This is a genomic window from Pseudenhygromyxa sp. WMMC2535 (assembly GCF_011083025.2).
Map to the genome: position 1 here is coordinate 7,577,338 of NZ_JABJWV010000001.1, position 25,241 is coordinate 7,602,578.

Consider the following 25,241-nt stretch of genomic DNA (forward strand, 5'->3'; position numbering starts at 1 on the left):
AGGCTCCTGCCAGCTGCTAGACGAAGCGGCTGCTCGAGAACATGGTCTCGAGCAGCTTGTCGACCTCGCCGATCATCCGCTCGGCCGCGGGGTTGTCCTTCATGCGCTGTAGCGCGGCCTTGATGTCGCCGAGGTTGCGCAGCTGGCTGAACAGCTGCATGTCGGAGAGCACCTCGGCCCCGGCCAGGGTCTCGCGGATGATCCGCAGCTCCTCGAGCAGGTCCTGCAGGCTGGTGGGCGTGGCCCCGATGCGCTGCTTGTCGGGGTGCTGCTCGTACCAGCGGTCGAGCACCGGGCCGACGATCTCTTGCAGGATGTCCTGCTGCTCCGGGGTGTTCCACACGTGGCGGAGCACGAAGAAGTCGGCGTCGTTGACCCGCTCGCGGCCGTCGAAGACCGCCGAGGCCACGAAGAGCTTGAGCAGCTTGACCACGCGGCGGTCCGAGAGGTTGATGCCCTCGGAGCGGATCTGGAAGACCAGGCCCTTGTAGGTGGCCAGGAACTCCTCGTCCATGGTCTCGAGCAGCCGCCCGAACTCGCGCTGCACGGCCACGAGGTCTGCGGCGGAGACCGCCGGCTTGGGCTTGGCGTGCGCGCTGCCCTCGAAGGCGCGGGACTCGAGCGCGGCGCCCTTTTGCAGCAGCCCGCGGAATTGATAGCTGTCGAGGTAGTCGACGCGGACCCGGAGCAAGAAGCGGTCGAAGAGGGCCGAGAGCGCGTCGTCGTTGGGGACCTCGTTGCTGGCCGCGAACAGCGAGATCAGCGGCACCTCGACGGTCGTGTTGCCGTGGGAGAAGCGCCGCGAGTTGAGCACCCCGAGCAGGCTGTTGAGGATGGCGCTGTTGGCCTTGAAGATCTCGTCGAGGAAGGCGATCTCGGCCTCGGGCAGCATGCCCTCGATGCGCCGGCGGTAGGAGCCCTGGCGAAAGGCCTGGATGTCCACGGGGCCGAAGATCTCGTTGGGCTCCGTGAAGCGGGTCAGCAGGTAGTCGTAGTAGTGGGCGTCGATGGTGTCTGCGAAGGCGCGGACCAGGGCGCTCTTGGCCGTGCCGGGCGGGCCGACCATGACCATGTGCTCGCCGGCCACGGCGGACACGAAGAGCAGCCGGATCATCTCCTCCTTGCCCAGGAACTGGGCCTCGAGGGCCCGGGCGCCGTCTTGCAGGCGACGGGCGAGCTCGGGGATCGCCGGCGCCTTGCGCGAGCCGGCGCCCGCGGGGGCGGAGGGCGGAAGCAGGGGCGATTGCGTCATGCGGGCTGCCTTTCTACTACTCGGCGGACGAGGGTCGCCAGCAGGTTGTCGACCACCGGGCGCGGGACGAGGCCCGCGAGGTGCTCGCGATACTCCTCCCAGCGCCGGCCGAGGGCACGATCGGGCCCCTCGACATCCAGCGGCCAGCCCAGGACCGGCTCGAGGGCCGTGACCAGGAGCGGGAGGGCCAAAAATGTCTGCACGGCCCAGTCGCGCGCGCCAAAGCCGATGCCGATGCGCGCGTCGAACTCGAGGACCTTGAGCAGGTGCAGGTGGATGAGCGCGCCGAGCACGGCGCCGACGTCGAGGGGGTCGATCTCGAGGGCTGGGGCCGGCAGGGCCGCGATCGCGGCCGAGCTCGCCCGAACCGAGCCAAAGCCCGCGCTCGCGCCTCCCCCCTCATCGGTGTCATCGAGGAGGTCGAGCTCGTCCTCGCCGAGGTCGACGAGGCCCGCGGCCTGCTGCATGGCCGCGGCCGTCCCCGGGATGGCCGGATCCTTGCGCGAGCCGAAGATCTCGTCGACCAGGGACAAGGAGCGCAGCAGGCTACCGGCGACCACCCCGCCAATGCGCAGCCACTCGCGCTCTCGCGCCCACGTGTGACAGACCGCCCTGGCGTAGCCGCGGCTGCGCAGGAAGCCCGCGGCCATCAGCGGCGACCACCCAGGCGGCGACCAGCCCGGGCGCAGCAGCGAGGTCAGCGGGCTGACCCACATGATGTCCGGGAGCAGGCGCTGGGCCGGCGGGCGGTGGGTCTGGTCGATCCACGCGACCCGCTCGCGGCGGACGTCCCGGAGGTCGGGGCCAAAGAGCGCGAAGCGGCGCCGCGGCGGCTCCTGGCCGATGAAGCGGTGCTCTCCCTCGGGGCCGGAGACGATGTGATCCTCGCGGCACAGGGCCAAGAAGGCGCCCACGGCGATGTGCCGGGCGAGGGCCTCGGCGATCCCCGAGGGGTGGGCGAAGGCCAGCAGCGCCCGGGTCTCGTTTTCGACCTTTCGCCACGTCCGGTCCCGCGTCCAGACCCGCTCCGTGTCTGGATGATCGAGGGCCAGGACGTCGTGCAGCCCCAGCCACAGCGAGAGCTCGTCGGCGCCGGGGTCCGGGAGCAGCGGGTCCGCGACCAGGCGCTGAGCCGCGCGCGTGCGCAGGTGCAGGAGCTCGGGATCGAGCAGCGCCGAGGCGTCGGCGAGCATGCGATCGCGGTCGGCGGCGGACAGCGGCGCGTGAACCTCGACCACCCCGCCGCCGAGCAGCGGGCGGACGAAGCGGGCCAGGAAGCCGGCCGTGGTCTCGAAGGGCGGCGCGTCCACTAGGAGTCCGTGGGGGAACCCGACGCGGTCCCGAGTGCGTCGCAGGGCGCCGAGGCCAAGGACTGAAAACGCCGAGCCAGCGCTGGATCGAGGCGAGCGTTTGATGACGAGAGCACGGGGAGATCGAGACGGTTGGGTCGAGACGAAGCGGGACCGAGGACGAGGGCGGCAGGTCAGGAGCGCGCGGGGGGGTCGGGCTCTTCCCCGCTGCGAAAGCCCCACAGCGCGAAGCGTCCCAGGCGTTGGTTTTCGATCACCCCGGGCTCGAGGGCCGGCTGCGCGGGCTCGACGAGCTCGGCCTCGCTCGAGTCCAGCGTGCCCACGGCGGCCGCGTCGAGGGGCGTCATGCGGGCGGCGGGGATGTGAATGGGGTCGTCCTCCGGGGTCAGGAAGACCGCGCGATCTTCCCCCCCGAGCTCGAGGAGCTCGCGGATCAGCTTGGGGCGCAGGCGCGGCCACAGCTCGTAGCCGTCGGGGACCAGGACACCGGGCGCGACCTCGACCAGGCGGGCGCCCAGCGGGACCAGGGTGCCCACGGCCAGGGAGCTGCCCTCCGCGCGGCGAGCCGCGCCGGCGAGCACGAGCAAGCCCGCGCTCAGCGGGACCAGGCGCGCCGCCGCCAGGGCGCTGGGCGGGATCAGATAGATCAGCTTGCGCAGCAGCTCGACGTCCTTCCAGGCCACGAGCGTGGCCCTGGGCTCGCGCGGACGCGAGGAGGGGCGCAGCTGGAGCTGGACCTCGAGGCGCCCGGGGTCGCGCAGCTCGACGGCCTCGACCTCGAACTCGGCCTCGCGCAGGTGGACCTCGGTGTGCACCAAGAAGCGGCCGTCGACGAAGCGCGGCGCCCCGTCGATGCGCTCGACTCGGCCGGCGCGGCCGCGGAACAGGTACATCTCGTCGCCGGGCAGGCAGGAGCTGGCCGAGGCCAGGTGGATGGGGTGGGCGTAGCCGATCTCGACGGCGGCCCGCGGCGACACCGGGGCGAGGAGCTCGACCCCGGGGATGGGCCGCAGCACGTCGAGGAGCCGCCCCTGGGGCGAGCGCAGGCGCAGCAGCAAGCTGGCCTGGCGGTCCTCCGACAAGGTCACGCGGATCCCGGCCATGGCCACGTTCTTGCGCCACAGGTAGCCGAGCACGCGATCGGCCACGCCCGGAGCCACGAGCACGAGGGCCATGTCGCGCAGGCCACACAGCTCCGGGTCGACGGCGATGCCCTCGAGGGGCAAGGCCACGCTGCGCAGCTCGAGACGCTGGATCAAGTCGACGGGATCGATCCGGTCGACGGAGCGAAACACCGAGACGAAGTCGACGTCGACGACGGCGACCTCCTCGGCGGTCAGCCCCGTGCCGCGCTGCGGGTCGGCCCCCTGCCCCGCCTCGGCGAGGAGCTCGGTGAGCGGCACGGCCAGGTCGTAGCCGAAGGGCGCCCGGGACTCGCGGTAGCGGGCGAAGACCGAGCCGGCCCCGACATAGAGCTGGCTGCGGGTCGCCCCCGCCAGCCGGGCCAGGCGATCCAGGGCGTAGCCGTCGCTGGCCTCGCAGCGCAGCAACAGCGCCGAGCCCACGCTGCCCCGGCGACCCCGCTCCAAGGTGGTGCTGGGCAGGAGATCGTCGAGGCTGCCCTCTTCGCTGTAGGCGCCCAGGAAGGACACCAGGCGATCGATGGACTCGAAGACCACCAGCGCCTCGCGGCCCACGGCGATCCCCCGCGCGTCGGGGCTGAGCCCCTGCATCCGAAATCGTGTCTGGCCGGCGGCGACCGGCTCGAGCAAGGCCCGGGCCATGGCGGGGAAGGTACACCCTGGGCGGCCGCGCGTCGATTGTCCCCCCTGGCCGCCCAAACCCTGTCTATCGTATCTCGCATGGCCAAGCTCCGAGACGGCTCCGAGGTCCGCGACCGCCGCCTGGCTCGCATGCGCAAGTTCGACGCGCGCTCCCGGGACTACCCGATCCGCGAACTCATCCGCGCCGAGAAGCCTCGCAACCGGGCCTGGACCTGCCCCAAGTACCTCAACCAGGGCGAGGAGGGAGCCTGCGTCGGCTTCTCGATCACCCACGGCCTGCTCTCCACGCCGGCCCCCTCGACGCGCCTCGGGTCGAGCTTCGCCACCAAGAAGATCTACTGGGCAGCCCAAGAGGCCGACGAGTGGCCCGGGGGCTCCTACCCCGGCGCCGAGCCCAAGTACGACGGGACGGCGATCATCGAGGGGATCAAGGTCGCCCAGCGCCTCGGCTACTTCGACGAATATCGCTGGGCCTTCGGCCTCGACGACCTGATCATGGCGGTGGCCTACAAGGGCCCGGCGATCCTCGGCCTGTCCTGGTACGAGGGCATGGACGACGCCCACTCCTGCGGCTACCTCCACGTGACCGGCGAGGTCGGGGGCGACCACGCGATCTTGTGCAAGGCCGTCAACGTCGACGAGCGCTACTTCGTCCTCCACAACTCCTGGGGGCCGAGCTGGGGTCGAGGTGGGGACGCGCGCGTGGCCTGGGAGGACATGGAGCGCCTGCTCCACGAGCAGGGAGAGGCCGTGGTCCCGCTCCATCGCCACCGCAAGACCACGCGCTGATCCCCGCGGGCGTCTCAGCGCAGCGGCTGACCGGCGAGGAGCGCCAAGGCCTCGGCGTCGATCGCCTCGCGCTCCTCCTCCTCGAGCTCGCGCTCGCGCTCCGAGAGCATGCGCCCAGCGACCAGCGGGCCGAGCACGGCGGCCACGTTGAGCGCGATGATTCCGATCCAGGCGAACATCAATCCCACGGTGGCCATGACTCGATGCTAGCACCCCCTTGGCAGGAGTTTGGCCGTGCGCGCCCATGCGTGGCACGATGCGTCACATGCGCAAGCTCGCCCCTGCCCTGCTCTTGCCTCTCCTCGCCTGTCCCCAGCCCGGCGAGGACGGCGGTGCCGACACCGACGCCACCGGGACCGAGGACGGCTCGGGCTCGAGCACGGGCGGCGACACCGACTCCAGCTCGGACACCGGCTCCGACGCCACCGAGGGCGGCTCCGACACCGACTCCGACACCGGGGATCCTCCCGCGGGCCTGAGCGCCCTGGGCTTTGCCTGGGTGCCCACGGGCATCAGCGCCGAGTGGGTCGGCTTTGGCGACTTCGACGGCGACGGCATCGACGACGTCTTCGCCAAGACTCTGGGCGGGCCGGGTCGCACCCATCTCGGCGATGGCACCGGGAGCTTCGAGGCCGTCGCCGACGTCGAGCTCGGGTGGCCGGCCGACTTCATGCGCGCAGGCGACTTCGACGGCGACGGCGACCTCGACGTGGCCGTCTTCGACGAGTACTCGAACGACGACTTTCAGGTGACCCTCAACGACGGCGCGGGCGCCTTTGGCGAGCCGCTGATCATCCCCATCGAGGGCTTCTTTGGCTTTGGCGTGATCCCCCTGCACGCCAACGACGACGAGCTGCACGACCTCTTCATCCCCCAGGGCCACTCCGAGGGCGCGCTCCTGGCCGTGGCCACCGGCGCCGGGGAATTCAGCGAAGCGCTCACCCTCATGGGCGCAGGCTGCTACTTCTCCGCCACCGCCGTGGCAGACGTCGACGGCGACGGCCTCGACGACGTGGCAGGGACCGGCAGCTGCAACGCCGTCCCCGACTTCTTGCCGCTGACGATCTACCGCCACGTCGGTGAAGGCGGGGCCCTCGACGTCGCGCAGTCGCTCTGGGGCGAGCTCGGGCCGGTCCTCGAGGGAGCCGACGTGGTCTTCGCCGACGTCGACGCCGACGGCGATCTCGATCTGCTCACCCCCACCACCCTCGGGGTCTATGTCATCCGCGACACCGGCGGAGGCACCTTCGCCGATCCACCGGAGGTCCTCGCCCACACCTACGCCGACTACCCCCGGCGCCTCGAGGTCCTCGAGCTCGGCTCCCCTGGCGCCCTCGCCTTCGTCCTCGGCGCCGAGCCCTACGACTCGGATCCCAGCGCCGCGCTGCTGACCCCCAACGAGGACCTGAGCGCGCTGAGCACGGAACTACTCGACGATCCTGGCCGGATCGTGGGTAGCGGGGACTTCGACGGCGACGGGCGCCCGGACCTCGCGGTGATGCACGGCTCGCTCCCTGGCGAGCTCGGGCTGTGGCTCTCTGGGGGCTGACGCCCTCGCGCCGGGCTCGGCGTCTTTTTGTGTCCCGTCTCATGAACTGAGAGTCCAGCGTTCCTCGTTCAATAGTTAGTCTGAGAACACCGCATCGAGGGTTCGCGCACTCATGGCTCGCTCGAAGTAGCGATCCAAGAGTTGCACCGCCGCACCATCGAGCCGCTCGCTGTATTCAGTGGGTACGGTGCCGAAGCGTTCTCGTAGTAGCCGATTCAGCGCCTTTGTCAGGCCTTCGGCCTTGCCTTCTTCTCGGCCTTCGGCCTTGCCCTCTTCTCGGCCTTCGGCACGCAACTGCTCTGCAACTGTCATCACGACCTCCTCTGCCTCGGGGATCTGCGCGACGATCGTCGCATGGAAATCATCGTGGTGGAGGTCCCCCGCGACCAACGCCACGTAGCGCAATAATTTGGCGACCGCCTCAACTCCCCTGGGAGCTCGCAGCGCCTCTCGAAACGCGTCCGCCCAGTCCGCCAGCCCCCGCCTGAGTCGCTCTGCGTCTCGACCGTCTCGCAGCAGCCACAGCGCGAGCTTGGGGAAAGCCTCCAGCGCCCTCGCGTGCAGTGACTCGTCATCGATCTCTCGCAGGTCCTCGACCAGTAGTGTCAATCGAGGGACATGTTTTGCCAAGTCCGCGATCGTGTCGGGCCGCGGCGTGAACATCTCCTCCAGCGCACGCGGTGCGGTCCAGCCTTCGGGCGCGTGGCTGAGCACGAAGGGGATGGTCACCGGTAGGTCATTCGATCCCTTCGCACGAAAGCGTTCCCAGATGCGCATCAGGTACCCGAGCATCCGCCGGGGCATGTCTGGGTCGTTGGCGCTCTGGTGCTCCACGAGCAGGTAGAGCAGCGCCTGAGCCCCGTCTCGAAGCTGCGCGGAGAAGAGCAGATCGCTGTGGCTGTCTGCGAGGGACCGGTCCACGAAGGATCCAGCCTCGGGCTTCAGCGACGGCCAGGAGATCGCCGACGCGACGCCCCCAGGGAGCATGCGCTGCAACAGCCCGGCCGCGTGATCGGGGTCTTGGAACGCGGCCTTGAACAGAGCGTCGTGGGGCGTGCGTGTCACCGCCGACCAAGCTGACACGCGCAGCCGTGGCCAGTCGAGGGCGGTCGAAGAGCGGGCTTGGCCCGTCAGTGGGCCACCACGCGGATCAGCGCCTCCGCGCTGCGCAGGGTTACTGGGCCCGACTGGCCAGCATGCAGTCGCCGTAGCTATAGAAACGATAGCCCTGCGCCACAGCTTCGGCATAGGCCGCGAGCACCCGCTCGCGACCCGCAAAGCTGCACACCAACATCAGCAAGCTCGAGCGCGGCAGGTGAAAATTCGTCAGCAACAAGTCGACCACGGCAAAGCGATGACCAGGCGTGATCACCAGCTGCGTAATCCCCTGCTCCGCGACGATCCTGCCCTCGTGGCGCGCAGCCACGGACTCGAGGGTGCGCGTGGCCGTGGTTCCAACCGCGAGGATCGGCCGCCCCTGCGCGCGCGCATCCTCGATCTTGGCCGCGCTGGCCGCCGAGATCTCATAGCGCTCGGCGCCAACCCGGTGATCCCGGACATCGGCGGCGTCCATGGGCAGGAAGGTCCCCGGGCCCACGTGCAAGGTGATCGGCGCGAGGTCCAAGGACGCGAGCAGCGCTTCATCGAGGTGCAGCCCAGCCGTGGGCGCGGCGACAGATCCCTTGGCCCGGGCAAAGACGGTCTGGTAGCGCTGGCGATCCGCCGGCGTGGGTCCCTCGGGGCGGGCGATATAGGGCGGCAAAGGCAGCTCCCCCGCGTCCTCGAGGGCCGCGATCAGCTCGCCCGCCTCGACCTCGAACAGGCACGCCCGGGAGTCCGGGCCGTCTTCATCACGGCCGAGGTAGCGCACGATCAAGCTCGGCTGCCCGTCCGCGCCCCTCAGGCCCAGACGATCATCCACGCGCAGCTTCTTGGCGCCGCGCACCCACGCGCTCACCCGCCCCCCTGGCCCGATCGGCGCGGGCGCGACGATCAACAGCTCGAAGCGCCTCCCCGGCTCGAGGGCGTCCGCCGGCACGAGGCGGCGCAGGTGCACCCGCGCGGGGACCACCCGCGAGTCGTTGATCACCACCAGCGGCCGGCCGCGACCGGCGGCTTCGTGCTCGGCCAGGAGCTCGGGCAGCGCATCGATCCGCAGGTGCCGAGGCGACGCGTCCGTGAGCCCGAGCAGACGCGCGTCGCGGCGGCGCGCGGCGGGCTCTTGGGCGATCTGAGCGGCGGGGAGCTCGAAGTCGTAGTCCTCGGGGGAGAACATCCGGGGGACTCTACAACCGTCGGGGGCGCTCGAAAGCCGCGAGCGGCGCACGCATCGTCAAAGCCGCGCCAAGCGCAGGTTCGAGACGCGCACGCTCCCCGTCCCCTGCGCGCCAAAGCCCAGGGCCAGCCCCGCCTCGGGCTGCGGCCAGGCGTCCTCGCCGAGCTCGCAGTCGACCAGGCGCTGGAGCTCGCCTCGTCCATCCTCGGTGCTGACGATCAACCTGCGCCCTTCGTCGTCGATCTCGAGCACCAGCGAGGACGCGCTCGAGCTCTGGGCCGCGGCGCAGTCGAGGTCCCGCAGGGAGCCGTCGGCGAGGCGCTGGCGGACGACGAGCTCGCCCAGGAGCGACACGCCCACGCTCGCGAGGCTGCCCTGGGAGACGAGCAGCCACGCCCGCGTGCCCGCGCCCTCGGTGGAGAGCGAAAAATCGAGGCGCACGCCGGCGCTGCGAAAACCTCGCAGGTGGCCATGGACCAGGGGCAGGCCGCCGCTGGGCTGGGCCAGGCCGTCGAGGCGCAGGCCGTCGGCGCCCATGAGCCCCGCGCCCGGCGGACTGACCACGAAGGCCGCGCCCGAGCCGAGATCCGGGTGCCCCTCGTCGGGTCCGTCCAGGGCTGGGCGCAGGCGCAGCAAGCTCGGCTCGACCACCTCGCCCACGGCCTCGCCCGATCCATGGACGCCGCCCGCGATCAGCACGCTGCCATCCAGCAGAGGCAGCAGCGCCGCGTCGGCGCGGCCGGGCAGCTCGAAGCGCACGCGCTCGTCGCTGGGATCCGCGGCGGCCGATCCGGGCGCGAACAGCCAGCCGTCGGCGATCACCCGCTCTCCAGGCAGCGCGAGCATCGGCCGCGGCGCGACGCTGGGGCCGAGCGCCGGCGCCCACGCGTCGCTCGACAGCACCCCGGATCCCCCAGGCGACCAGTAGCGCAGCGTCCCCTCGAGGGTGCTGATCAGCACCAGCTCCCCCGCGAGCACGGCCAGGCCCTCGGGCTCGAGGTCCTCGGGCAGGGTGTGGACCGTCTCCCAGGCGCCGCCCGGGACCACGCGCTCCAGGCCCAGCGCGGGCGCCCCCTCGGCGTCGTAGCCACCGACCAGGTAGGCCACGCCGTCGGCCGAGAAGCGCAGCGTGGCGCCAAAGCGGGGCGCGGCCAGAGCCGGGCCGTGATCGAGGGCGAGCTCGCCGTCCTCGACGTCGACCCAGGCCGTCGAGAGCAGCGCGCTCGCGGGCACGCAGCGATCGTCTCCGGTCACGCTGGTGCAGCCGCCGACGAGGAGAGTGCGGCCGTCCACCGGAGACGTCGCCGAGGCCGCGTAGGCCGTGGCCATGGGCTCGCCGTGGATCGCCAGCCCCCGCGCCTCGCCCACCTGCCCCTCGCCCGCGACCTCGATCGGCGTCCACGACGAGAACACGGCCCCCGACTCGGCGCCGCTGATCAACGCGAAGCGCCGGCCAACGAGGGGGAGCAGAGCCGCGCCCACACGCGCGGCCGGCAGGCGCTGCTCGAGCACGCGGACCTCGCCGGTGAGCAGATCCACGTGCACCAGCTCGTCGATGGCCGGGCCGTCGAGCCCCGCCCGACCGCCGGCGAGCAAGACGTCCCCTCGCCTGCCCTCGGCGATGGCCACCTCGCTGCGCCCCGTGGGCGCGCCCTCGGCAGCGCAGGCCGTATCCGGGGGCGAGAAGTAGACGACCAGGGCCGCCTGCCCGTCCTCGAGCGCGTCCGCCCGGCCGCGCGCCAGCCCCACGTCCACGCCGTAGCTGCGACCGACAGCGCTCACCGAGGCCCCAAAGAGACCCTCGACCGTCAGCCCCTGGGCGTCCTCCCGCAGTTCGGCCAGGCTGCCGGCCTCGTCTGGGCCGAGCAGGAGCGCCTGCCCCCCACCCGCCGGGAAGTCGCCCACGACCTGGACTCGGAGCCCGCTGAAGGTTTGATCGAGCTCGCAGCCCCGCAGCGCCAGCACGCGGACCGGGAGCTCCTCGGCACATGATGCCAACGCCACGACGAGCGCCGCAATCACGGGGAGCGAGAGCAGCGCGGCCTGCGGGCGGGGCATCCGAGGCCCCATGGTATCATCGCTCCTGGGCGCCTCCATGACCGGGTTGGTGCAGACGCGACCACCTCGACAGCTGGACCGCCAGCTAGGCAAGTACGAGCTCATCCGGCTGTTGGGCCGCGGTGGCATGGGTGAGGTGTTCCTCGCGCGCTTGCCGGGGGAGCTGGGCTTCGAAAAGCGCCTGGTGCTCAAGACGATTCGCAGCGAACTCGCCGACGATCCCCACTTCGTCGAGCTCTTCGCCGCGGAGGCCAAGACCGCCGTGGCCCTGAGCCACCCCAACATCGCGCCGATCTACGAGCTCGGCCGGGCCGAGGACGGCAGCCTCTACACCGCCATGGGCTGGGTCGACGGGCCGTCCGTGGCCGTCCTCGTCGACGCCATGCTGCGCGCGGGGGACTTCCTCGGCCTGGGCGCGGCCCTCTACATCACCCGCGAGATCCTCGACGGCCTGGCCTACGCCCACAGCCGCGAGCACGGCCGCGCGCCCCTGGTGCACCGCGACATCACCCCGCGCAACGTGCTCCTCGACCGCAGCGGGCGCGTGCAGATCGTCGACTTCGGCATCGCCAAGGCCGTCGACGCCGAGGTCCGCGGGGCGGCTGGATCCGTGGGCTACATGGCCCCCGAGCAGGCCCGCGGCGGCGCCGTGGATCCCCGGGCCGACGTGTTCAGCGTGGGCTGCGTGCTCTACGAGCTGCTCACCAACCGCCGGGCCTTCCCCAGCGAGGGCGTGTGGATGCGCCCGACCCTGGACGCCCGACCGGGGCTGCCGGCGGACCTGCGCGCGGCCATCGAGCGCGCCCTGGCCCTCTCGCCGGAGGACCGCTTCCCCGACGCCGGCGCGTTCTTGCGGGCGCTCGCGCCGATCCTCGCCGAGCACGCCCCCGCCTTCGGCACCTTGGACCTCGCGGCCATGCTCCGCGAGCGCTTCCCCGATGGCTGGGACGAGCCGGGGCTCGGGGGCGACGGGCAAGACACGCCGGCGACCAAGCAGACGCTCCAGACCTTCGCCACGCGCCTGCTGCCTGGCGCCGAAGAAGACGCGCCCCTGCCCGGAAGCGCCCAATCTGGCAGCGCCCAATCCAACAGCTCCGAACCCGATAGCCCTCAGTCCGGTAGCGCCCAGTCCAACTCCGAGTCCGGCAGCGCCCAATCCGGCAGCGCCCAGTCCGGCAGCCACGACGGATCCGATGAAGCGGGTCAGCCATCTCGCGCAGCGAGCTCCAAGACGTCCCTCTCTGGGCCAGCGCCACGAGCTTTTTCCGAGCCCCCGGAGGGCCGCGGATCGACGCAGCCGGATCTCGAGGTCGCCACTGGCTCCTTCCCCGCCGTGGGCACGCTGCCCTCCGCCGAGGCGCCCATCGACGCGGTCCTCGACGCCGCCGGGCCGCTCGAGGACAGCGCGCCCACGCCAGCGGCCAGGCGCTCTGCACCCGGCGGCAAGACCAAGGCGCCGCTCGTCATTGTCGCGATCCTCGTCGCCGGCCTGATCGCCCTCGCCTTCGCCCTGCGCTCGGGTGATCGGCCCACGAAGGTCGATCCCGCCGCGCCCGAGCGCAGCACCGCGCAAGCCACGGATCCCGAGCGCAGCACAGCGCCCTTCGCCGAAGAAGACGCGCCCCTCGACGAGCCCGAGCCCACGGCAGCCCCCGCGGCCATCGACCTGAGCATCGAGCCCACCCCCGAGGACGCGGCGCTCTCGCTCGACGGCCGCCCCATCGAGGGCCCGCCCTATGTGGTCCAGCTGCGCCCCGACGCGCCCGCGCTGCGCCTGGAGCTACGCCACGCGGACTACCGCGACGAGACCTTCTCCCTCGATCTCGACGCCCTCGATCCGGGGCAGCGCAGCCTCGCCCTGACCCTCGATCCCCTCGAAGACGGACGGCTGACGGTCCTCGCGCCCGGGGTGGCCTGGGCCGAGGTCTGGGTCGACGGCGAGCAGCTCGGCGCCACGCCGCTGAGCGATCTGGCCGTCCGCGAGGGCAAGCACAAGCTCGAGGTCCGCTGCCTGGCCGACGTCTGCGGGGAGGCGCGCCGGCTGTACTCGCAGACGGTCCTGATCAAGGCCGGGCGGACGCGCAAGGTCGTCGTCGAGTAGCGTCTGCGGGCCGCCAGAGCGTCCCTTCTCGCGCTCTGGCGGGCTTTTCTGGTCCTTGCTCCTCGGGTGTGGAGGCTGGAGAGTGGGCGCATGTCCAATCCCAGAGTCGCCCTCCTCTCGCTCGGCTTTGTCATCGGTCTGTCTTCGAGCGCGCCCTTGGGCTGTTCGTATCGCAAGCTCCCTCGCTGTGATGAGCGCGGCGGGGATGGGTTTTGTCGCGCGCAGCATCCCGATTGGGAGCAGGCGCGCTGTCTGAAGGGGTCTTGCTTCACGCATAGCGAGGATGGTTGCTTGGATGGGCTGCCTCCGGCTGGGTGTGGGTACTGCGAGGATGGGCTCGATGGGTCTTGTGAGTCGGAGGGGATGGGGACGGAGACGGAGACGGGGGTTGGGGGTAGTGAGGAGACTGGGACGGAGACGGGGGTGGAGACGGAGACGGAGGAGAGCGAGACGGGGCCGTCTTGTGTGGATAGTAGTGGGTGTGACGTGGGGACACCCTTCTGCGAAGACGGTGTCTGTGTGGGTTGTGATGTGGCTGTTGCCAGCTCCTGCGCAGACGAATTCCCCGATACGCCGGCCTGCGATGCCGACAGCGGGGCTTGTCTGGTGTGCACCGAGGCTGATGCAAGTGCTTGCGGTGGGTCGACGCCTGCCTGCGTGGACAACACCTGCGTGCCCTGTTCCATGCATGAGCAGTGCCCGGGGAGCGCCTGTCAGCTCGAGGGGGACGACACGGGGACGTGCTTTGCCGGGGACGCCCTCCATGTCGATGGGGACGCGGCTTGTGTGAGCGGGGATGGGAGCGAGGACACCCCCTTTTGCACCCTCGAGGAGGCTGCCGACCAGATCGGTGGCGGTGAGGGAGTCGTCATCCTGCACGCGGCAGGTCCATACAACGAGTCAATCACCATCGACACTGGAGCCAGGATCGCCTTCATCGCGGCTTCTGGTGAGGCTCCAGAGTGGCGCAACGCCTCGACGTCCTCTCTTCGGGCGACCGACAGCAGCATCGTCTACGCCCACGGCATCGACTTCCGTTCGTCGACGACCTCTGCGCTCTCCGCAGCCCTCAGCGGAGAGGCTTACGTGACGAACTCCATCATCTCCAATACTGGTGACATTGCAATCCTGGCGAACCAGGGTCACCTCATGCTGCGGAACACTTTCGTCAGCCAAAATGAAAGTCTCTCCGCCATCGACGTCGCCGGTGGAACTCTCGACATCGGCTACTCGACCATCGTCACCGGCCTCAGCATCAACGCCATCGGTATCGATTGTGATGGAGGGTCCTCGGGCTCGGTCCGCAACTCCATCATCCTCACCGCAGGCTCCGCCCCCGAACTCGACTGCGCCAACGTCGAGACCGAAGGGCTCTTCCTCGAAGCCAACGCTCCCGAGGCCTTCGGCGAAGACTCGACGTGGTTCGTGAACACCACAATCGGCGACCTACACCTCACCGGCAACCCCACCGAGGTCTTCGACGCCATCTCCACCTTCGCCACCTGGACCACCGGCGACCCGCTCACCGACATCGACGGCGACCTCCGCGTCAACGTCGACGGCCAGCCCACCTTCGTCGGCGCCGACGTAGCCGACTAGCGACCTCGAGGCCCTACAGCAAAGATCGCCCTCGACGCGGCCCCCGAAGAAACCCGGAACGGCACCGTCGAGTGACCTACGCCCCAAACCTGGCCGTCAGCCGCATGTACGCCGCGATACCCTGCGATAACCCTCCCCCCGGCCGGCCTCGAGCGCGCGCCAATGCTTGACGCTCGCCGAACCTAAGCCGAGAATCGAACCATGCGTCCGCAGAGACTCGCAATCTTGAGCCTTGGTTTTGCCTCCGGGGTGATGCTCTCCAGCACGACCTCGGGCTGCGTCGAGCCCAACCCGGACCACTGCTACAACAACGACGGCGACGCCTTTTGCCAGGCCAGGCACCCCGACTGGGAGACCGCCTTTTGTACGGACGGCTCCTGCGCGGACACCGTCACCGAAGAGGATGGCTGCATGCAAGAGCAGCCCCCCAACGAGTGCTGGTACTGCGAGGGCGAGGCCGGCGGCCTGTGTGACGGCGAAGACGACACCACCAGCGACGACGACACCGACACCGACACCGACACCACGGGTGAGACCGACACCACTGGTGAGACCGACACCACGGGCGAGACCGACACCACGGGTCCCTCGTGCGTGGATAGCAGCGAGTGTGACGCAGGGACGCCCTTTTGTGAGGACGGTGTCTGTGTGGCTTGCGATGTGGCGGAGGCCAGCTCTTGCGCGGACGAATTCCCCGATACGCCGGCCTGTGATGCCGACAGCGGGGCTTGTATGGTGTGCACCGAGGCTGATGCCAGCGCTTGCGACGAGTCCACCCCTGCCTGCGTGGACAACACCTGTGTGCCCTGCTCCATGCACGAGCAGTGCCCGGGGAGCGCTTGTCGGCTCGAGGGGGACGACGCGGGGACGTGCTTTGCTGGGGATGCGCTCCATGTCGATGGGGACGCGGCTTGTGTCAGCGGGGATGGGAGCGAGGACACCCCCTTTTGCACCCTCGAGGAGGCTGCAGACCAGCTCGGTGGCGGCGAGGGAGTCGTCATCCTGCACGCGGCAGGTCCATACAACGAGTCAATCACCATCGACACTGGAGCCAGGATCGCCTTCATCGCAGCTCCAGAAGAGACCCCCGAGTGGCGCAACGCCTCGACGTCCTCTCTGCGGGCGACCGACAGCAGCATCGTCTATGCCCACGGCATCGACTTCCGTTCGTCGACGACCTCTGCGCTCTCCGTCGCCCTCAGCGGAGAGGCTTACGTGACGAACTCCATCATCTCCAATACTGGTGACATTGCAATCCTGGCGAACCAGGGTCACCTCATGCTGCGGAACACTTTCGTCAGCCAAAATGAAAGTCTCTCCGCCATCGACGTCGCCGGTGGCACTCTCGACATCGGCTACTCGACCATCGTCACCGGCCCCAGTATCGACTCCATCGGCATCGACTGTGATGGAGGATCCTCCGGCTCGGTCCGCAACTCCATCATCCTCACCGAAGGTTCCGCCCCCGAACTCGACTGCGCCAACGTCGAGACCGAAGGGCTCTTCCTCGAAGCCAACGCCCCCGAAGCTTTCGGCGAGGACTCGACGTGGTTCGTGAACACCACAACCGGCGACCTACACCTCACCGGCACCCCCACCGAGGTCTTCGACGCCATCTCCACCTTCGCCACCTGGACCACCGGCGACCCGCTCACCGACATCGACGGCGACCTCCGCGTCAACATCGACGGCCAGCCCACCTTCGTCGGCGCCGACGTAGCCAACTAACCCTCCCGCCCCGGCACCCCCAGCGGCGAGCAGGCGCCCGGCCCCCAGGCCGCGCCAGCTCGCCGCTTCGCTATCCACAGCTGTGGACATCTTTACCCCTTCCCCATCCCACGCCAGCTTATCCACAGCCCCAATCCCCGCCATCCCCCCGCAAAACCCCACCAAACCGCATTCCCCGGCCTTCCACCGCCCTGGCCCCCTCGGCTATCCACCAATGTGGACAACCCGGGCCGCGCGGCTCACAAAAAGTCGCCAGCGTCGATCTCCACCGGCGGCCCGCTCCGCCCCGCGCCGCCCAGCAGTACCCCCGCGGCGATCCCTCCAGCGATCAACGCCGCCGCCCCCACCCCGGCGCCCCAGATCCACCCCTTGCGGTACCACGGTCGCGGCTCCTGCGGCTGATCCGGCACGACCGGCGCAGGCACCTCGATCACCGCCGCCACCGGGCTCGGCCAGACCTCCCCCAGGCTCGCCTCCCCCTCCTCGAAGGGCCCGCCCAGCACCGCCTCCGCGCCCTCGCCGAGCTGCACCCGCGCCCCGATCCAGCGCGCCCCAAAGCCCTGCCCGCAGCGGTAGCCCTGGAGCCCAACGCGGCCATCGCGTTGTTCGGCGACCACCAAGAGCGAGAGCTCGAGGATCTCGCACAGCCCCTCGAATTCCCCCAAGCCCTCGGGATCCTTCGCCAAAACCCGCTCTGGCGAGTCCACGGGGGTCCACGGCGCGTCGAGCTCGCGCAGCTCGGCCACGGGCACGTGACCCTCGCGGAGCACGAGCACGAAGTGCTCCCCGGGCGGCACCGGTCGCAGGCCCGCCACCCCGTCGATCTCGACCTCGATCGCCTGGCTGGCCACGGCCTCGGCCAGCGCCGCGTCGGCCTCGCTCCACTCGCCTCGCGCCCGGGCCTCGAGCAGCGCCTGCTGCAAGCTCGCGTAGCGCTCGACGATCACCGGGGGCGCCCGCCGCGACGAGAGCTGGGCCTGTGGATCCAGGCGCAACGCCGCCGAGAGCCCGGCGTCGACCAGGGCCTCGTCGCCCAGCGCCCGCCCGACCAGGGCCTCGAGCAGCGCGGCCTCCCGGGCCGAGGCGGCCGCGCCGGGGAGCTCCGGGTGGGCATCGACCTCCACGCGCGCCTCGGCCAGCGCAGCCCGGGCCGCGGCGTAGCGCCCCGCCAGATAGTCCTCATGGGCGAGATCCAGGCGCTCGCGCAGGGCCCTCGCCCGGTCGCGGACCGTCGCGGGTAGCTCGCGCGAGACCGCGACCCGAGCGCGGCGCACGGCCTGATCCGAGACCGCCGCCGGCGGGCGGCCGTCGACCGACGCGATGGCCTGACGAAGATCGGCACGAAGGTCAGGATCTACCGGCTCGGCTCCCCGCCACTCCACGGCGATCGGCCCGGCGATCGCCTCGTTGGTTTCCGATCCCTGGGACCCTCCCGGCGGCGACCAGAAGAAGAGCAAGATCGTGCCGAGGCCGACGAGCACCGGCGACATCATACGTCGTTCCTCCCCGCCCTCGCCTGTGTCTGTGGGTCCGCTGCCAGTGGACGCCGCGAGACGGCCCTGGCATCGTGGCGGCATGGGGATGGACCGGCCCAAGCTGCGCCGCCTCGAGCGCTATCGCCTCGATCGTGACGACGAGCAGCTGCTCGTGCTCCGCGATCCCCTGGAGCTGTGCGAGCCCTTTGCCGTGGACGCCGAGTTCACGCCGGTGCTCGACGCCCTCGACGGCCAGCGGAGCCTGGCGCAGATCCGCCAGTCACTGATGATGCGCGGTGTGCTCGAGGTCGACGCCGAGGATCTCCAGCTCTTCGTCGAGGACCTCGCCGAGGCCGGGCTGCTCGACGACGAGCACTTCCGGGCGCGCTGGTCCGTGGCCCACGACGACTTCCTGGATCAGGAGCAGCGCCTGCCCAGGCGCGCGGGGCTGCTCTACCCCGAGGATCCCGGGGCCCTCGCGCGCTGGCTCGCGCCCGCCTTGCCCGGACAGGAGGCACCGAGCGCCGAGGCTTCGGCTGATGCACCCCCCCTGGCGATCGTCACGCCCCACCAGCCTCCCCCCCTGGTCGCCGACGGCCTGCGTCGCCTGCTCGGCCTGCTCCCAGATCCCGCGCGCTACCGCCGGGTGGTGATCCTCGCCACCGACCACAGCCCAGGGCTGCTGCCCTACGCCAGCGCCGACAAGGACTGGGTCACGCCCCTCGGCCTCGTGCCGGCCGACCTCGAGCTGCTCGCGGCCCTCGACGAGCGCGTGCCCTGGCTGCTCCGCGAGCAGATCCGCCTGCGCGCCAGCGACCCCCTCGAGTGGACGACCCTGCTGCTGCGCGCGCTGTGGGGCGAGCGCTGCCCGCCCGTGTTGCCGATCGCCTGCGGCCAGACCCGGCTGACCACCCGCGATGGGCGGGACCAGGCCGACGAGCTCGTCGGCGCGCTGGAGACCCTGCTCGGCCCGGCGACCGCAGCCGGCGAGGTGCTGTGGTGGACGGCGGCGGAGCTCAGCCACATCGGGCCGGCTTTTGGCCACCCGGAGCTGCCTGCGCGCGAGGCCGTCGAAGCCGAGGATCGAGCGATCCTCGCGCCCTTGCTGGACGGCCGCCCCGGGGAGCTGGTCCGCCGCTGCATGGAGCGCCCCTCGGCGCGCTGGCCCAGCGGCGCCGCGGCCCTCGCCACCTTGGCCGAGCTCCTGCCCCTCGACGCCCGCGCGTCCTTGATCGACTACCAGGTCCTCGAGGCGCCAGGGGACCGCCCAGGCTGGATCGGCGCGGCCGCGCTCGCCGTGCGGGCCCAGCAGGTGTGCTAACTAGGCCCCGTGACCACTCGCCTCCCGATCCTCGGTGCCGAGGGCGCCCCCGCGAGCGCCGAGTCTCCGCGTCGTCGACGTCACCCGGACTGGCTGCGGGTGCCCATGCCCGGCGGAAAGGACTACGCCGAGCTGCGCCGGCGCGTGGGCGAGCTGAAGCTGCACACCGTCTGCCAGAGCGCCAGCTGCCCCAACATCGGCGAGTGTTGGAACAACAAGGCGCTGACGATCATGATCCTCGGCGACATCTGCACGCGCTCGTGTCGCTTCTGCGACGTCGCCACCGGGCGCCCGCTGCCCGTCGACGAAGAAGAGCCCAACCGCGTGGCCACGATCCTCGCGGAGCTCGAGCTCAACCACACGGTGATCACCAGCGTCGATCGTGACGATCTCAAAGACGGCGGCGCCGGGGTCTGGGCGGCGACCCTCGAGGCCTGCCACCGCCTCGCCCCGTGGATGACCATCGAGGTGCTCGTCCCCGACTTCAAGGGCAAGCTCGCCGACGTCGACACGGTCCTCGCCGCCAACCCCGACGTCTTCGCCCACAACCTCGAGACCGTGCCCCGGCTCAGCCGCGAGGTCCGCGTCCAGGCCCGCTACGACCGCAGCTACGACGTGCTCCGCCACGCCCGCGCGGCCGGTGCCCTGACCAAGACCGGGCTGATGCTCGGCCTCGGCGAGACCCTCGACGAGGTCCGCGAGGTCATCTCTCAGCTCGGCGAGCTCGGGCTGACGATCCTGACTTTGGGCCAGTACCTCCAGCCCAGCAAGAAGCACCTCGGCGTCGCGCGCTACGTCCACCCCGACGAGTTCGCGGCCCTCGCCGAGTTCGCCCGCGAGGCGGGCGTGGTCCACATCGAGGCCGGGCCGCTGGTCCGCAGCAGCTACCACGCCGAGGGCCAGGCCGAGCTCATCCAGCGCATGCAGGCCCTCGACGACTACGGGCGCGTGGGCTTCGCAAGCTTGAGCTGAGCGCGGCCAAGCTTCGAGCTCGCCTCGGCAGCGAGGCCTTCGAGACGACCCGACCTGCTCTCGCGGCTGCTCGGCTCGCGCTCGCAGCTGCTCGGGCCGCCCTCAAAACAGGCTCGGGCCGCCCTCGTCGTCGAGCTTGCGCCCGCGCCTGCGCCCCCGGACGTGGGGGTCCGCGATCCCGAGGTGCTTGGCCGCCTTGGCCGTGGTCATCCGCCCACGCGGCGTGCGGACCAAGAAGCCGCGCTGCAGCAAGAAGGGCTCGTGGACGTCCTCGATCGTGTCCCGAGGCATGCCCACGCTGGCCGCGAGGGCCTCGACCCCGACGGGGCCGCCCTCGAACAGATCGAACATGGTCTCGATGATCCGCCTGTCCACGGCGTTGAGGCCCTGCTCGTCGACCTCGAGCGCGCCCAGGAAGCGCGCGGCGTCCTCACGAGAGATGCGCTCGTGGCCCTCGACCTGGGAGAAGTCGCGGACGCGGCGGGTGAGGCGGTTGGCGATGCGCGGGGTCCCGCGGCTGCGTCGGCCGATCTCCAGGGCGCCCTCGGGGCTGGCCGGCAGCCCGAGCAGCGCCGCGCTGCGCTCGACGATCGCCGCGAGGTCCTCGTCAGCGTAGAAGTCGAGACCCTCGACGATGTGGAAGCGATCGCGCAGCGGGGCCGAGAGCAGGGCCGTGCGCGTGGTCGCCCCGACCAGGGTGAAGGGCGCCAGGGTGATCGAGTGGGTGATCGCCGCGCTGCCCTCGCCCACGGGGATGTCGATCCGTCGGTCTTCCATGGCCGAGTAGAGGCTCTCCTCCACGGTCGGGCTCATGCGGTGAACCTCGTCGATGAACAGGAGCTCGCCATCGCCCAGGCCGGTGAGCAGCCCGGCGAGCACGCCCTTGTGCTCGATCGCCGGGCCCGAGGTGGTGTGCAGGACCACGCCCATCTCGTGGGCGATGATCTGCGCGAGGGTGGTCTTGCCCAGGCCAGGGGGGCCGTGGAGCAGCACGTGATCCAGGGGCTCGGCGCGCTGCTTGGCCGCCTGCACGTAGATCCGCAGCTTTCCGACCAGGGCGCGCTGGCCAATGTACTCGTCGAAGCTGCGCGGACGCAGGGCCAAGTTGGCGCCGAGGTCCTCGTCGCGCTGACCCCGATCGACGAGGCCCACGGAGGCCCGTTGGACCGCGCCCCGCGCGTCAATCTCGTCGTCGTCGTCGTGGCGGACCCGCGCCATGGGTCGGGACCATAGCAGCCCCGCAAAATCCGAGCGAGGCCCGACAATCGGGCGCGGCGCCCTCAGCCGCCCTTCTTGTCGTTCTTCTTGTCGTCTTTTTTATCGTCCTTCTTGTGCCCTTTTTTGTGGGCCTTCTTGCGCTTCTTCGCCTCGTGCTTGGCCGCCTCCTCGCGCGCCTTGGCGTCCTCTTCGGACTCGGGCGAGGCGAACTCGGAGGACGCGGGATCCTCCTGCGCATCTCCCCCGCCCTCCTCCCCGCCCACCTCGGCCAGGGGCAGGTCGCCTTCACCGGCGAAGACGGAGACCTCGGTGTCCTCGCTGCCCTGCTCGAGCTCCTCGCCGGCCTCGTCTGCGCCAAGCTCCTCGCCGGGGCCCTCCGCGGCCAGGACCCCGAGGATCACCACGAGGAGCATCATGAACACGGCGCCGCCAAACACCCAGGGCAGCCAGGCCGGAAAGGGGCGGTCTTTCTCGCGCGCCTGCGGCTGCGCGCCGAGATCGCCGGCGACCATCACGGCGCCCGTGCCCGCGCGCGGGACCAGCTTGGAGCTGGACTCGGCGGCGGCGCCCGTGGGCGCGTCGGGGTTGCGCGGCATGTCCGGCCGAGTCACGGCCGCGTGGAGGTCGATCATGGGCGCGCCCGGCGTGGACGAGCGCGCGGCGATCGGCATGTCGGGGCGCGTCAGCGCGGCCGGATCCACCTGCCCGCCCGAGCCCGATCCGCTCGCGCGAAAGAACATGTCGGGGCGCGTCAGCGCGGCCGGGTCGGTCATCCCCGGGTTCGAGGCGCCGGGGCGAAATTGCATGTCGGGCCGCGTCGACGCCGACGGCTCGGCCACCCTGCCCGTGGCCGAACCACTCGGGGGCATGAGCATGTCGGGGCGAGTCACCGCCGCGCTGGCGTCGGCCTCCGGACTCCCCGGAAGCAGCGGACCAGTCGCCCCCTGCCCCGAGCCCGCGGGCTCCCAGCGGGCGCCGGCGCTGCCCTGCTCGCTCATCCCCGCGGTGGCGAAGCCGCCCGTGCGCAGTGGCCCGGTGGCGACCACATCCCGAGCCGGGAGCGGTGACGTCACGCCTGGCGCAGCCGCCACGCCTGGAGCTGACGCCGCACCAGCTGCGCCCGCGACTGCTCCGCCCACGACCGCTCCGCCCGCGACCGCAGCTGCGCCCCCGACGGCTCCGGCTCCGGCAAGTAGATCCGGTCCGAGCGCGGCGAGATCCCCCCGGACCTCGCTGGCGCTCGCGTAGCGCTCCGCCTTGGACTTGGCGAGCAGCCGCTCGACGATCTTGGCCAAGGCTGGCGGGACGGACTCGGGCAGCGGAGGCGGCGGCGCGAGGATCTGCATGCGCAGCAGCTGCGCGGTCTCGTCGGCCACGAAGGGCGGCCGCCCGGCGAGGAGTTCGTAGAGGATCAAGCCCACGGCGTAGAGGTCCGTGCGCTCGTCGATCTTCCCGCCGCTGGCCTGCTCGGGCGACATGTAGCGCGGCGTCCCAAACACCACGCCCGCGCGGGTGAGCTTCTCGTGCATGCCCTCGCCGTCGAGCAGCTTGGCGATGCCGAAGTCGACGAGCTTCACGACCTCGTCGCCACGAAAGTCACGCGTGAGGTAGATGTTCTCGGGCTTGAGATCGCGGTGGACGATGCCGAAGTGGTGCGCGTGCTCGAGACCGAGCAGAACCTGGTCGATGAGCGCCACCGCCCGGCCGGCCGGCCAGGCGCCCGTCAGCTGATCGGTGAGCTCCTCGCCCTCGAGGAATTCCATGACGAGGTACTTGCCCCCGCCCTCGAGCGTGCCGAAGTCGGTGACCCGCACGCAGTTGGGGTGATCGAGGCGCGAGGCGGCCGTCGCCTCACGATCGAAGCGCTTGGAGATCCCTGGATCGCGGCCGACCTCGGGGTGCAGGACCTTGATCGCCACGGGCCGATCGAGGCCGGTGTGACGCGCTCGAAACACGGCTCCCATGCCCCCTGCGCCGATCGACGCCTCGACTTGGTAGCGATCGTGAATCAATCGACCGACCAAGGCCTCGAGGTCGGGATGGAGTTTTTGATCTCCCACTGCGCGCTCGCCCTACCTCCGGAGTATCCGCTGCCTAACCGGCCGCGTCCACCTGGACCCCGCCGGGCCTTGTCCACCTACCAAGGGACAGGCTAGCGTGCGCGAGATGGCGCTTCAGCTCAATCCTGGTGATCGCTACGAATCCTTCGAGATCCTGTCCGTCGTCCGCAAATACGACGCGTCTTGGGTCTACCGCTGCAAGGCCGAGGGCTACGACCACGAAGTGGCCGTTCGCATCTCCCTCGACCCCGTGCGCGATCAAGAGAGCGCGCGCCGGGCGATGCGCGAGATCACGGTCCTCGAGGAGCTGACAAACAACCACGTCACCCGAGTGTTCGGCTCGGGCATGGGCGCAGACGACCACTGGTACATCGTCCTCGAGGCGCTCGAGGGCGCTCGCCTCGACCACTGGCACGACTTCGACCGACCCATGGGCATCGCTCAGGCGGCCGGCCTGATCCACCAGGCCTGCCTGGGTCTGGCCGAGGTCCACAACCGCGGCGTCGTCCACCGCGACCTCAAGCCCGGCAACCTCTGGGTCGAGCCCGACGGCAACCTCAAGATCATCGACTTCGCCTCGGCCCGCGGCTTTGGCGAGCACGCCCTGGCCGGCGACAACGTGACCACCCAGCACGTGCTCGTGGGCACCCCGCAGTACGCCCCGCCAGAGCAGGCCTACAGCTCCACGCTCAGCCCCGCCGCCGACATCTACTCCCTGGCGGTCATCCTCTACGAGCTGCTCACCGGTCACAGCCCTTTCTTCCCCGATCGCTCGCGCAGCGACGTGGTCCGCACCCACGCCGACGACCCCGTGGCCTGGATGGGCGTCCACGCCCGCGAGACCCCCACGCCCCTCAACCAGCACGCGGCCTGCAAGGACGCCCCCGAGGATCTCGTGGCCCTGCTCGACGCCTGCCTGGCCAAGCGTCCCGAGGACCGGCCGCAAAACGCCGGCGCCCTCGCCAACTCCCTCGGGTGGATCCTCCACCACGTCCTCGGCCAGGCCCCCGTCGTGACCATGCGCGTCAGCGATCCCCAGGGCGCCGTGGCCTATCGCATGGTCCCTCCCGGCAGCCACCGCGTGGGCTTTGGCCTCGGCCTGGACCTGCGCCTGCGCCTCGACGGGGACGACGAGGTCTGGGGGCTGATCGAGTGGGCGGGGCCGCCCAAGCCCGCCGAATTTCGCGCGGTCGAGGGCCGACCGGTGACCGTCAACGGCGCCTCGGTCGCGGCCCGCTGCGCGATCCAGCCCGGCGACGTCCTGAGCCTCGGCGGCTTCACGCTCCAGCTGTCCTACCCGCAGGCCTGAGCGACCGATCCAGACCGGAGCCCAGGGATTCGGGCCGGGCTCCAGTGCCGGCCCGCGGAGCCGCTTGCGCCCCCCTCGGCGCCGTGTTAAATCCTCGCCCCCACGCCAGAGTGGCGAAATCGGTAGACGCAGCGGACTCAAAATCCGCCGGGGGTGACTCCATGCCGGTTCGAGTCCGGCCTCTGGTACGAGAGCCCAGGTGACCACGGTCGCCTGGGCTCCTTTCTTTTGATCAGCTCGGCGCGGCCAGGACCTCCAGGGTCCCCGCCAGCACGGGCCTGGGTCGCATGGGCGACTTGGAGCTCGCCTGCGCTTGGGCTCCAGGTGCGCCTTGGTGCCTGTTTCTCATCGCACGATAATGAAATTAAATTTCAAAAACATATTGCGGAAGCTCGACTTCGCGCGCTTAATGAATTTGCTTTTCAATTCTATCGAAAGCCC

18 protein-coding genes and 1 tRNA gene are annotated in these 25,241 nt (G+C 70.8%); 9 read left to right on the forward strand and 10 right to left on the reverse strand.

Annotation, left to right across the window (positions count from 1 at the left end; genetic code table 11):
- Positions 1-16 precede the first annotated feature (16 nt).
- From G6O69_RS29415 to G6O69_RS29425, 3 genes are all read right to left on the reverse strand, one after another.
- On the reverse strand, positions 17-1,252 hold the full coding sequence (locus tag G6O69_RS29415) for an AAA family ATPase (RefSeq protein WP_255215903.1): 1,236 nt from the start codon (positions 1,250-1,252) through the stop codon (positions 17-19).
- Positions 1,249-2,562, reverse strand: coding sequence for a hypothetical protein (locus G6O69_RS29420; protein ID WP_172306797.1), 1,314 nt, complete (start codon positions 2,560-2,562; stop codon positions 1,249-1,251). Before G6O69_RS29420 ends, G6O69_RS29415 begins: the two co-directional genes overlap by 4 nt.
- Positions 2,563-2,735: 173 nt before the next feature.
- Complete coding sequence (locus G6O69_RS29425) at positions 2,736-4,346, reverse strand: hypothetical protein (RefSeq protein ID WP_172306798.1); 1,611 nt, start codon at positions 4,344-4,346, stop codon at positions 2,736-2,738.
- A 78-nt stretch (positions 4,347-4,424) separates the two neighbouring features.
- On the opposite strand from G6O69_RS29425, the gene G6O69_RS29430 reads away from it, so the two are divergent.
- Positions 4,425-5,135, forward strand: a complete 711-nt coding sequence (locus tag G6O69_RS29430; protein ID WP_172306799.1) for a hypothetical protein — start codon at positions 4,425-4,427, stop codon at positions 5,133-5,135.
- Positions 5,136-5,149: 14 nt separating this feature from the next.
- Here the strand turns inward: G6O69_RS29430 and G6O69_RS29435 are convergent, their stop codons facing one another.
- The gene (locus tag G6O69_RS29435; RefSeq protein ID WP_172306800.1) at positions 5,150-5,332 is read right to left on the reverse strand and encodes a hypothetical protein; all 183 of its coding nucleotides are present in this window, start codon (positions 5,330-5,332) and stop codon (positions 5,150-5,152) included.
- Positions 5,333-5,400: 68 nt separating this feature from the next.
- On the opposite strand from G6O69_RS29435, the gene G6O69_RS29440 reads away from it, so the two are divergent.
- Positions 5,401-6,684 (forward strand): FG-GAP-like repeat-containing protein, encoded by a 1,284-nt coding sequence (locus G6O69_RS29440; RefSeq protein ID WP_172306801.1) that lies wholly within the window; start codon positions 5,401-5,403, stop codon positions 6,682-6,684.
- A gap of 75 nt (positions 6,685-6,759) precedes the next feature.
- Here G6O69_RS29440 and G6O69_RS29445 read toward each other — a convergent pair whose 3' ends face one another.
- The 3 genes from G6O69_RS29445 to G6O69_RS29455 all read right to left on the reverse strand — a co-directional run bounded on the left by G6O69_RS29445 (position 6,760) and on the right by G6O69_RS29455 (position 11,017).
- Positions 6,760-7,749 carry an Rpn family recombination-promoting nuclease/putative transposase gene (locus G6O69_RS29445; RefSeq protein ID WP_172306802.1) on the reverse strand — a complete coding sequence of 330 codons (990 nt, stop codon included), beginning with the start codon at positions 7,747-7,749 and terminating at the stop codon, positions 6,760-6,762.
- Positions 7,750-7,858: 109 nt separating this feature from the next.
- Positions 7,859-8,959, reverse strand: a complete 1,101-nt coding sequence (gene queA / locus G6O69_RS29450) for a tRNA preQ1(34) S-adenosylmethionine ribosyltransferase-isomerase QueA (RefSeq protein WP_172306803.1) — start codon at positions 8,957-8,959, stop codon at positions 7,859-7,861.
- Positions 8,960-9,016: 57 nt separating this feature from the next.
- A complete protein-coding gene (locus tag G6O69_RS29455) occupies positions 9,017-11,017 on the reverse strand; it encodes a hypothetical protein (RefSeq protein WP_172306804.1) in 2,001 nt (666 codons plus the stop codon).
- A 10-nt stretch (positions 11,018-11,027) separates the two neighbouring features.
- Between G6O69_RS29455 and G6O69_RS29460 the strand changes: the two genes are divergently transcribed.
- The 3 genes from G6O69_RS29460 to G6O69_RS29470 all read left to right on the forward strand — a co-directional run bounded on the left by G6O69_RS29460 (position 11,028) and on the right by G6O69_RS29470 (position 16,445).
- Positions 11,028-13,118: a serine/threonine-protein kinase gene (locus tag G6O69_RS29460; protein WP_172306805.1), complete on the forward strand. Its 2,091-nt coding sequence runs from the start codon at positions 11,028-11,030 to the stop codon at positions 13,116-13,118.
- A 531-nt stretch (positions 13,119-13,649) separates the two neighbouring features.
- Positions 13,650-14,717: a hypothetical protein gene (locus G6O69_RS29465; RefSeq protein ID WP_176397148.1), complete on the forward strand. Its 1,068-nt coding sequence runs from the start codon at positions 13,650-13,652 to the stop codon at positions 14,715-14,717.
- Between the two features lie 201 nt (positions 14,718-14,918).
- A complete protein-coding gene (locus G6O69_RS29470; protein WP_176397149.1) occupies positions 14,919-16,445 on the forward strand; it encodes a hypothetical protein in 1,527 nt (508 codons plus the stop codon).
- 239 nt (positions 16,446-16,684) lie between these two features.
- Here G6O69_RS29470 and G6O69_RS29475 read toward each other — a convergent pair whose 3' ends face one another.
- Complete coding sequence (locus G6O69_RS29475; protein ID WP_172306808.1) at positions 16,685-17,938, reverse strand: hypothetical protein; 1,254 nt, start codon at positions 17,936-17,938, stop codon at positions 16,685-16,687.
- Between the two features lie 46 nt (positions 17,939-17,984).
- Here G6O69_RS29475 and amrB point away from each other — a divergent pair, with 46 nt between their 5' ends.
- Together amrB and lipA are read left to right on the forward strand one after the other, a co-directional pair.
- Positions 17,985-19,241 carry an AmmeMemoRadiSam system protein B gene (amrB, locus tag G6O69_RS29480; protein WP_217909937.1) on the forward strand — a complete coding sequence of 419 codons (1,257 nt, stop codon included), beginning with the start codon at positions 17,985-17,987 and terminating at the stop codon, positions 19,239-19,241.
- 9 nt (positions 19,242-19,250) lie between these two features.
- Positions 19,251-20,213 (forward strand): lipoyl synthase, encoded by a 963-nt coding sequence (gene lipA / locus G6O69_RS29485; protein ID WP_172306810.1) that lies wholly within the window; start codon positions 19,251-19,253, stop codon positions 20,211-20,213.
- Between the two features lie 102 nt (positions 20,214-20,315).
- Here the strand turns inward: lipA and ruvB are convergent, their stop codons facing one another.
- Both ruvB and G6O69_RS29495 read right to left on the reverse strand, forming a co-directional pair.
- Positions 20,316-21,431 carry a Holliday junction branch migration DNA helicase RuvB gene (gene ruvB / locus G6O69_RS29490; RefSeq protein WP_172306811.1) on the reverse strand — a complete coding sequence of 372 codons (1,116 nt, stop codon included), beginning with the start codon at positions 21,429-21,431 and terminating at the stop codon, positions 20,316-20,318.
- Positions 21,432-21,493: 62 nt separating this feature from the next.
- Complete coding sequence (locus G6O69_RS29495) at positions 21,494-23,491, reverse strand: serine/threonine-protein kinase (RefSeq protein WP_172306812.1); 1,998 nt, start codon at positions 23,489-23,491, stop codon at positions 21,494-21,496.
- A gap of 106 nt (positions 23,492-23,597) precedes the next feature.
- Here G6O69_RS29495 and G6O69_RS29505 point away from each other — a divergent pair, with 106 nt between their 5' ends.
- Both G6O69_RS29505 and G6O69_RS29510 read left to right on the forward strand, forming a co-directional pair.
- Complete coding sequence (locus G6O69_RS29505) at positions 23,598-24,800, forward strand: serine/threonine-protein kinase (RefSeq protein WP_172306813.1); 1,203 nt, start codon at positions 23,598-23,600, stop codon at positions 24,798-24,800.
- Positions 24,801-24,904: 104 nt separating this feature from the next.
- Positions 24,905-24,988 (forward strand) — tRNA-Leu (locus tag G6O69_RS29510).
- The last annotated feature ends 253 nt before the right edge of the window (positions 24,989-25,241 follow it).

Excerpts from the sequence above, each read along its gene's own strand:
- G6O69_RS29415 (WP_255215903.1), bottom strand. The coding sequence starts at position 1,252 with ATGACGCAATCGCCCCTGCTTCCGCCCTCCGCCCCCGCGGGCGCCGGC.
- G6O69_RS29425 (WP_172306798.1), bottom strand. The coding sequence starts at position 4,346 with ATGGCCCGGGCCTTGCTCGAGCCGGTCGCCGCCGGCCAGACACGATTT.
- G6O69_RS29430 (WP_172306799.1), top strand. The coding sequence starts at position 4,425 with ATGGCCAAGCTCCGAGACGGCTCCGAGGTCCGCGACCGCCGCCTGGCT.
- G6O69_RS29435 (WP_172306800.1), bottom strand. The coding sequence starts at position 5,332 with ATGGCCACCGTGGGATTGATGTTCGCCTGGATCGGAATCATCGCGCTC.
- G6O69_RS29440 (WP_172306801.1), top strand. The coding sequence starts at position 5,401 with ATGCGCAAGCTCGCCCCTGCCCTGCTCTTGCCTCTCCTCGCCTGTCCC.
- queA (WP_172306803.1), bottom strand. The coding sequence starts at position 8,959 with ATGTTCTCCCCCGAGGACTACGACTTCGAGCTCCCCGCCGCTCAGATC.
- G6O69_RS29455 (WP_172306804.1), bottom strand. The coding sequence starts at position 11,017 with ATGCCCCGCCCGCAGGCCGCGCTGCTCTCGCTCCCCGTGATTGCGGCG.
- G6O69_RS29460 (WP_172306805.1), top strand. The coding sequence starts at position 11,028 with ATGGTATCATCGCTCCTGGGCGCCTCCATGACCGGGTTGGTGCAGACG.
- G6O69_RS29470 (WP_176397149.1), top strand. The coding sequence starts at position 14,919 with ATGCGTCCGCAGAGACTCGCAATCTTGAGCCTTGGTTTTGCCTCCGGG.
- G6O69_RS29475 (WP_172306808.1), bottom strand. The coding sequence starts at position 17,938 with ATGATGTCGCCGGTGCTCGTCGGCCTCGGCACGATCTTGCTCTTCTTC.
- ruvB (WP_172306811.1), bottom strand. The coding sequence starts at position 21,431 with ATGGCGCGGGTCCGCCACGACGACGACGACGAGATTGACGCGCGGGGC.
- G6O69_RS29505 (WP_172306813.1), top strand. The coding sequence starts at position 23,598 with ATGGCGCTTCAGCTCAATCCTGGTGATCGCTACGAATCCTTCGAGATC.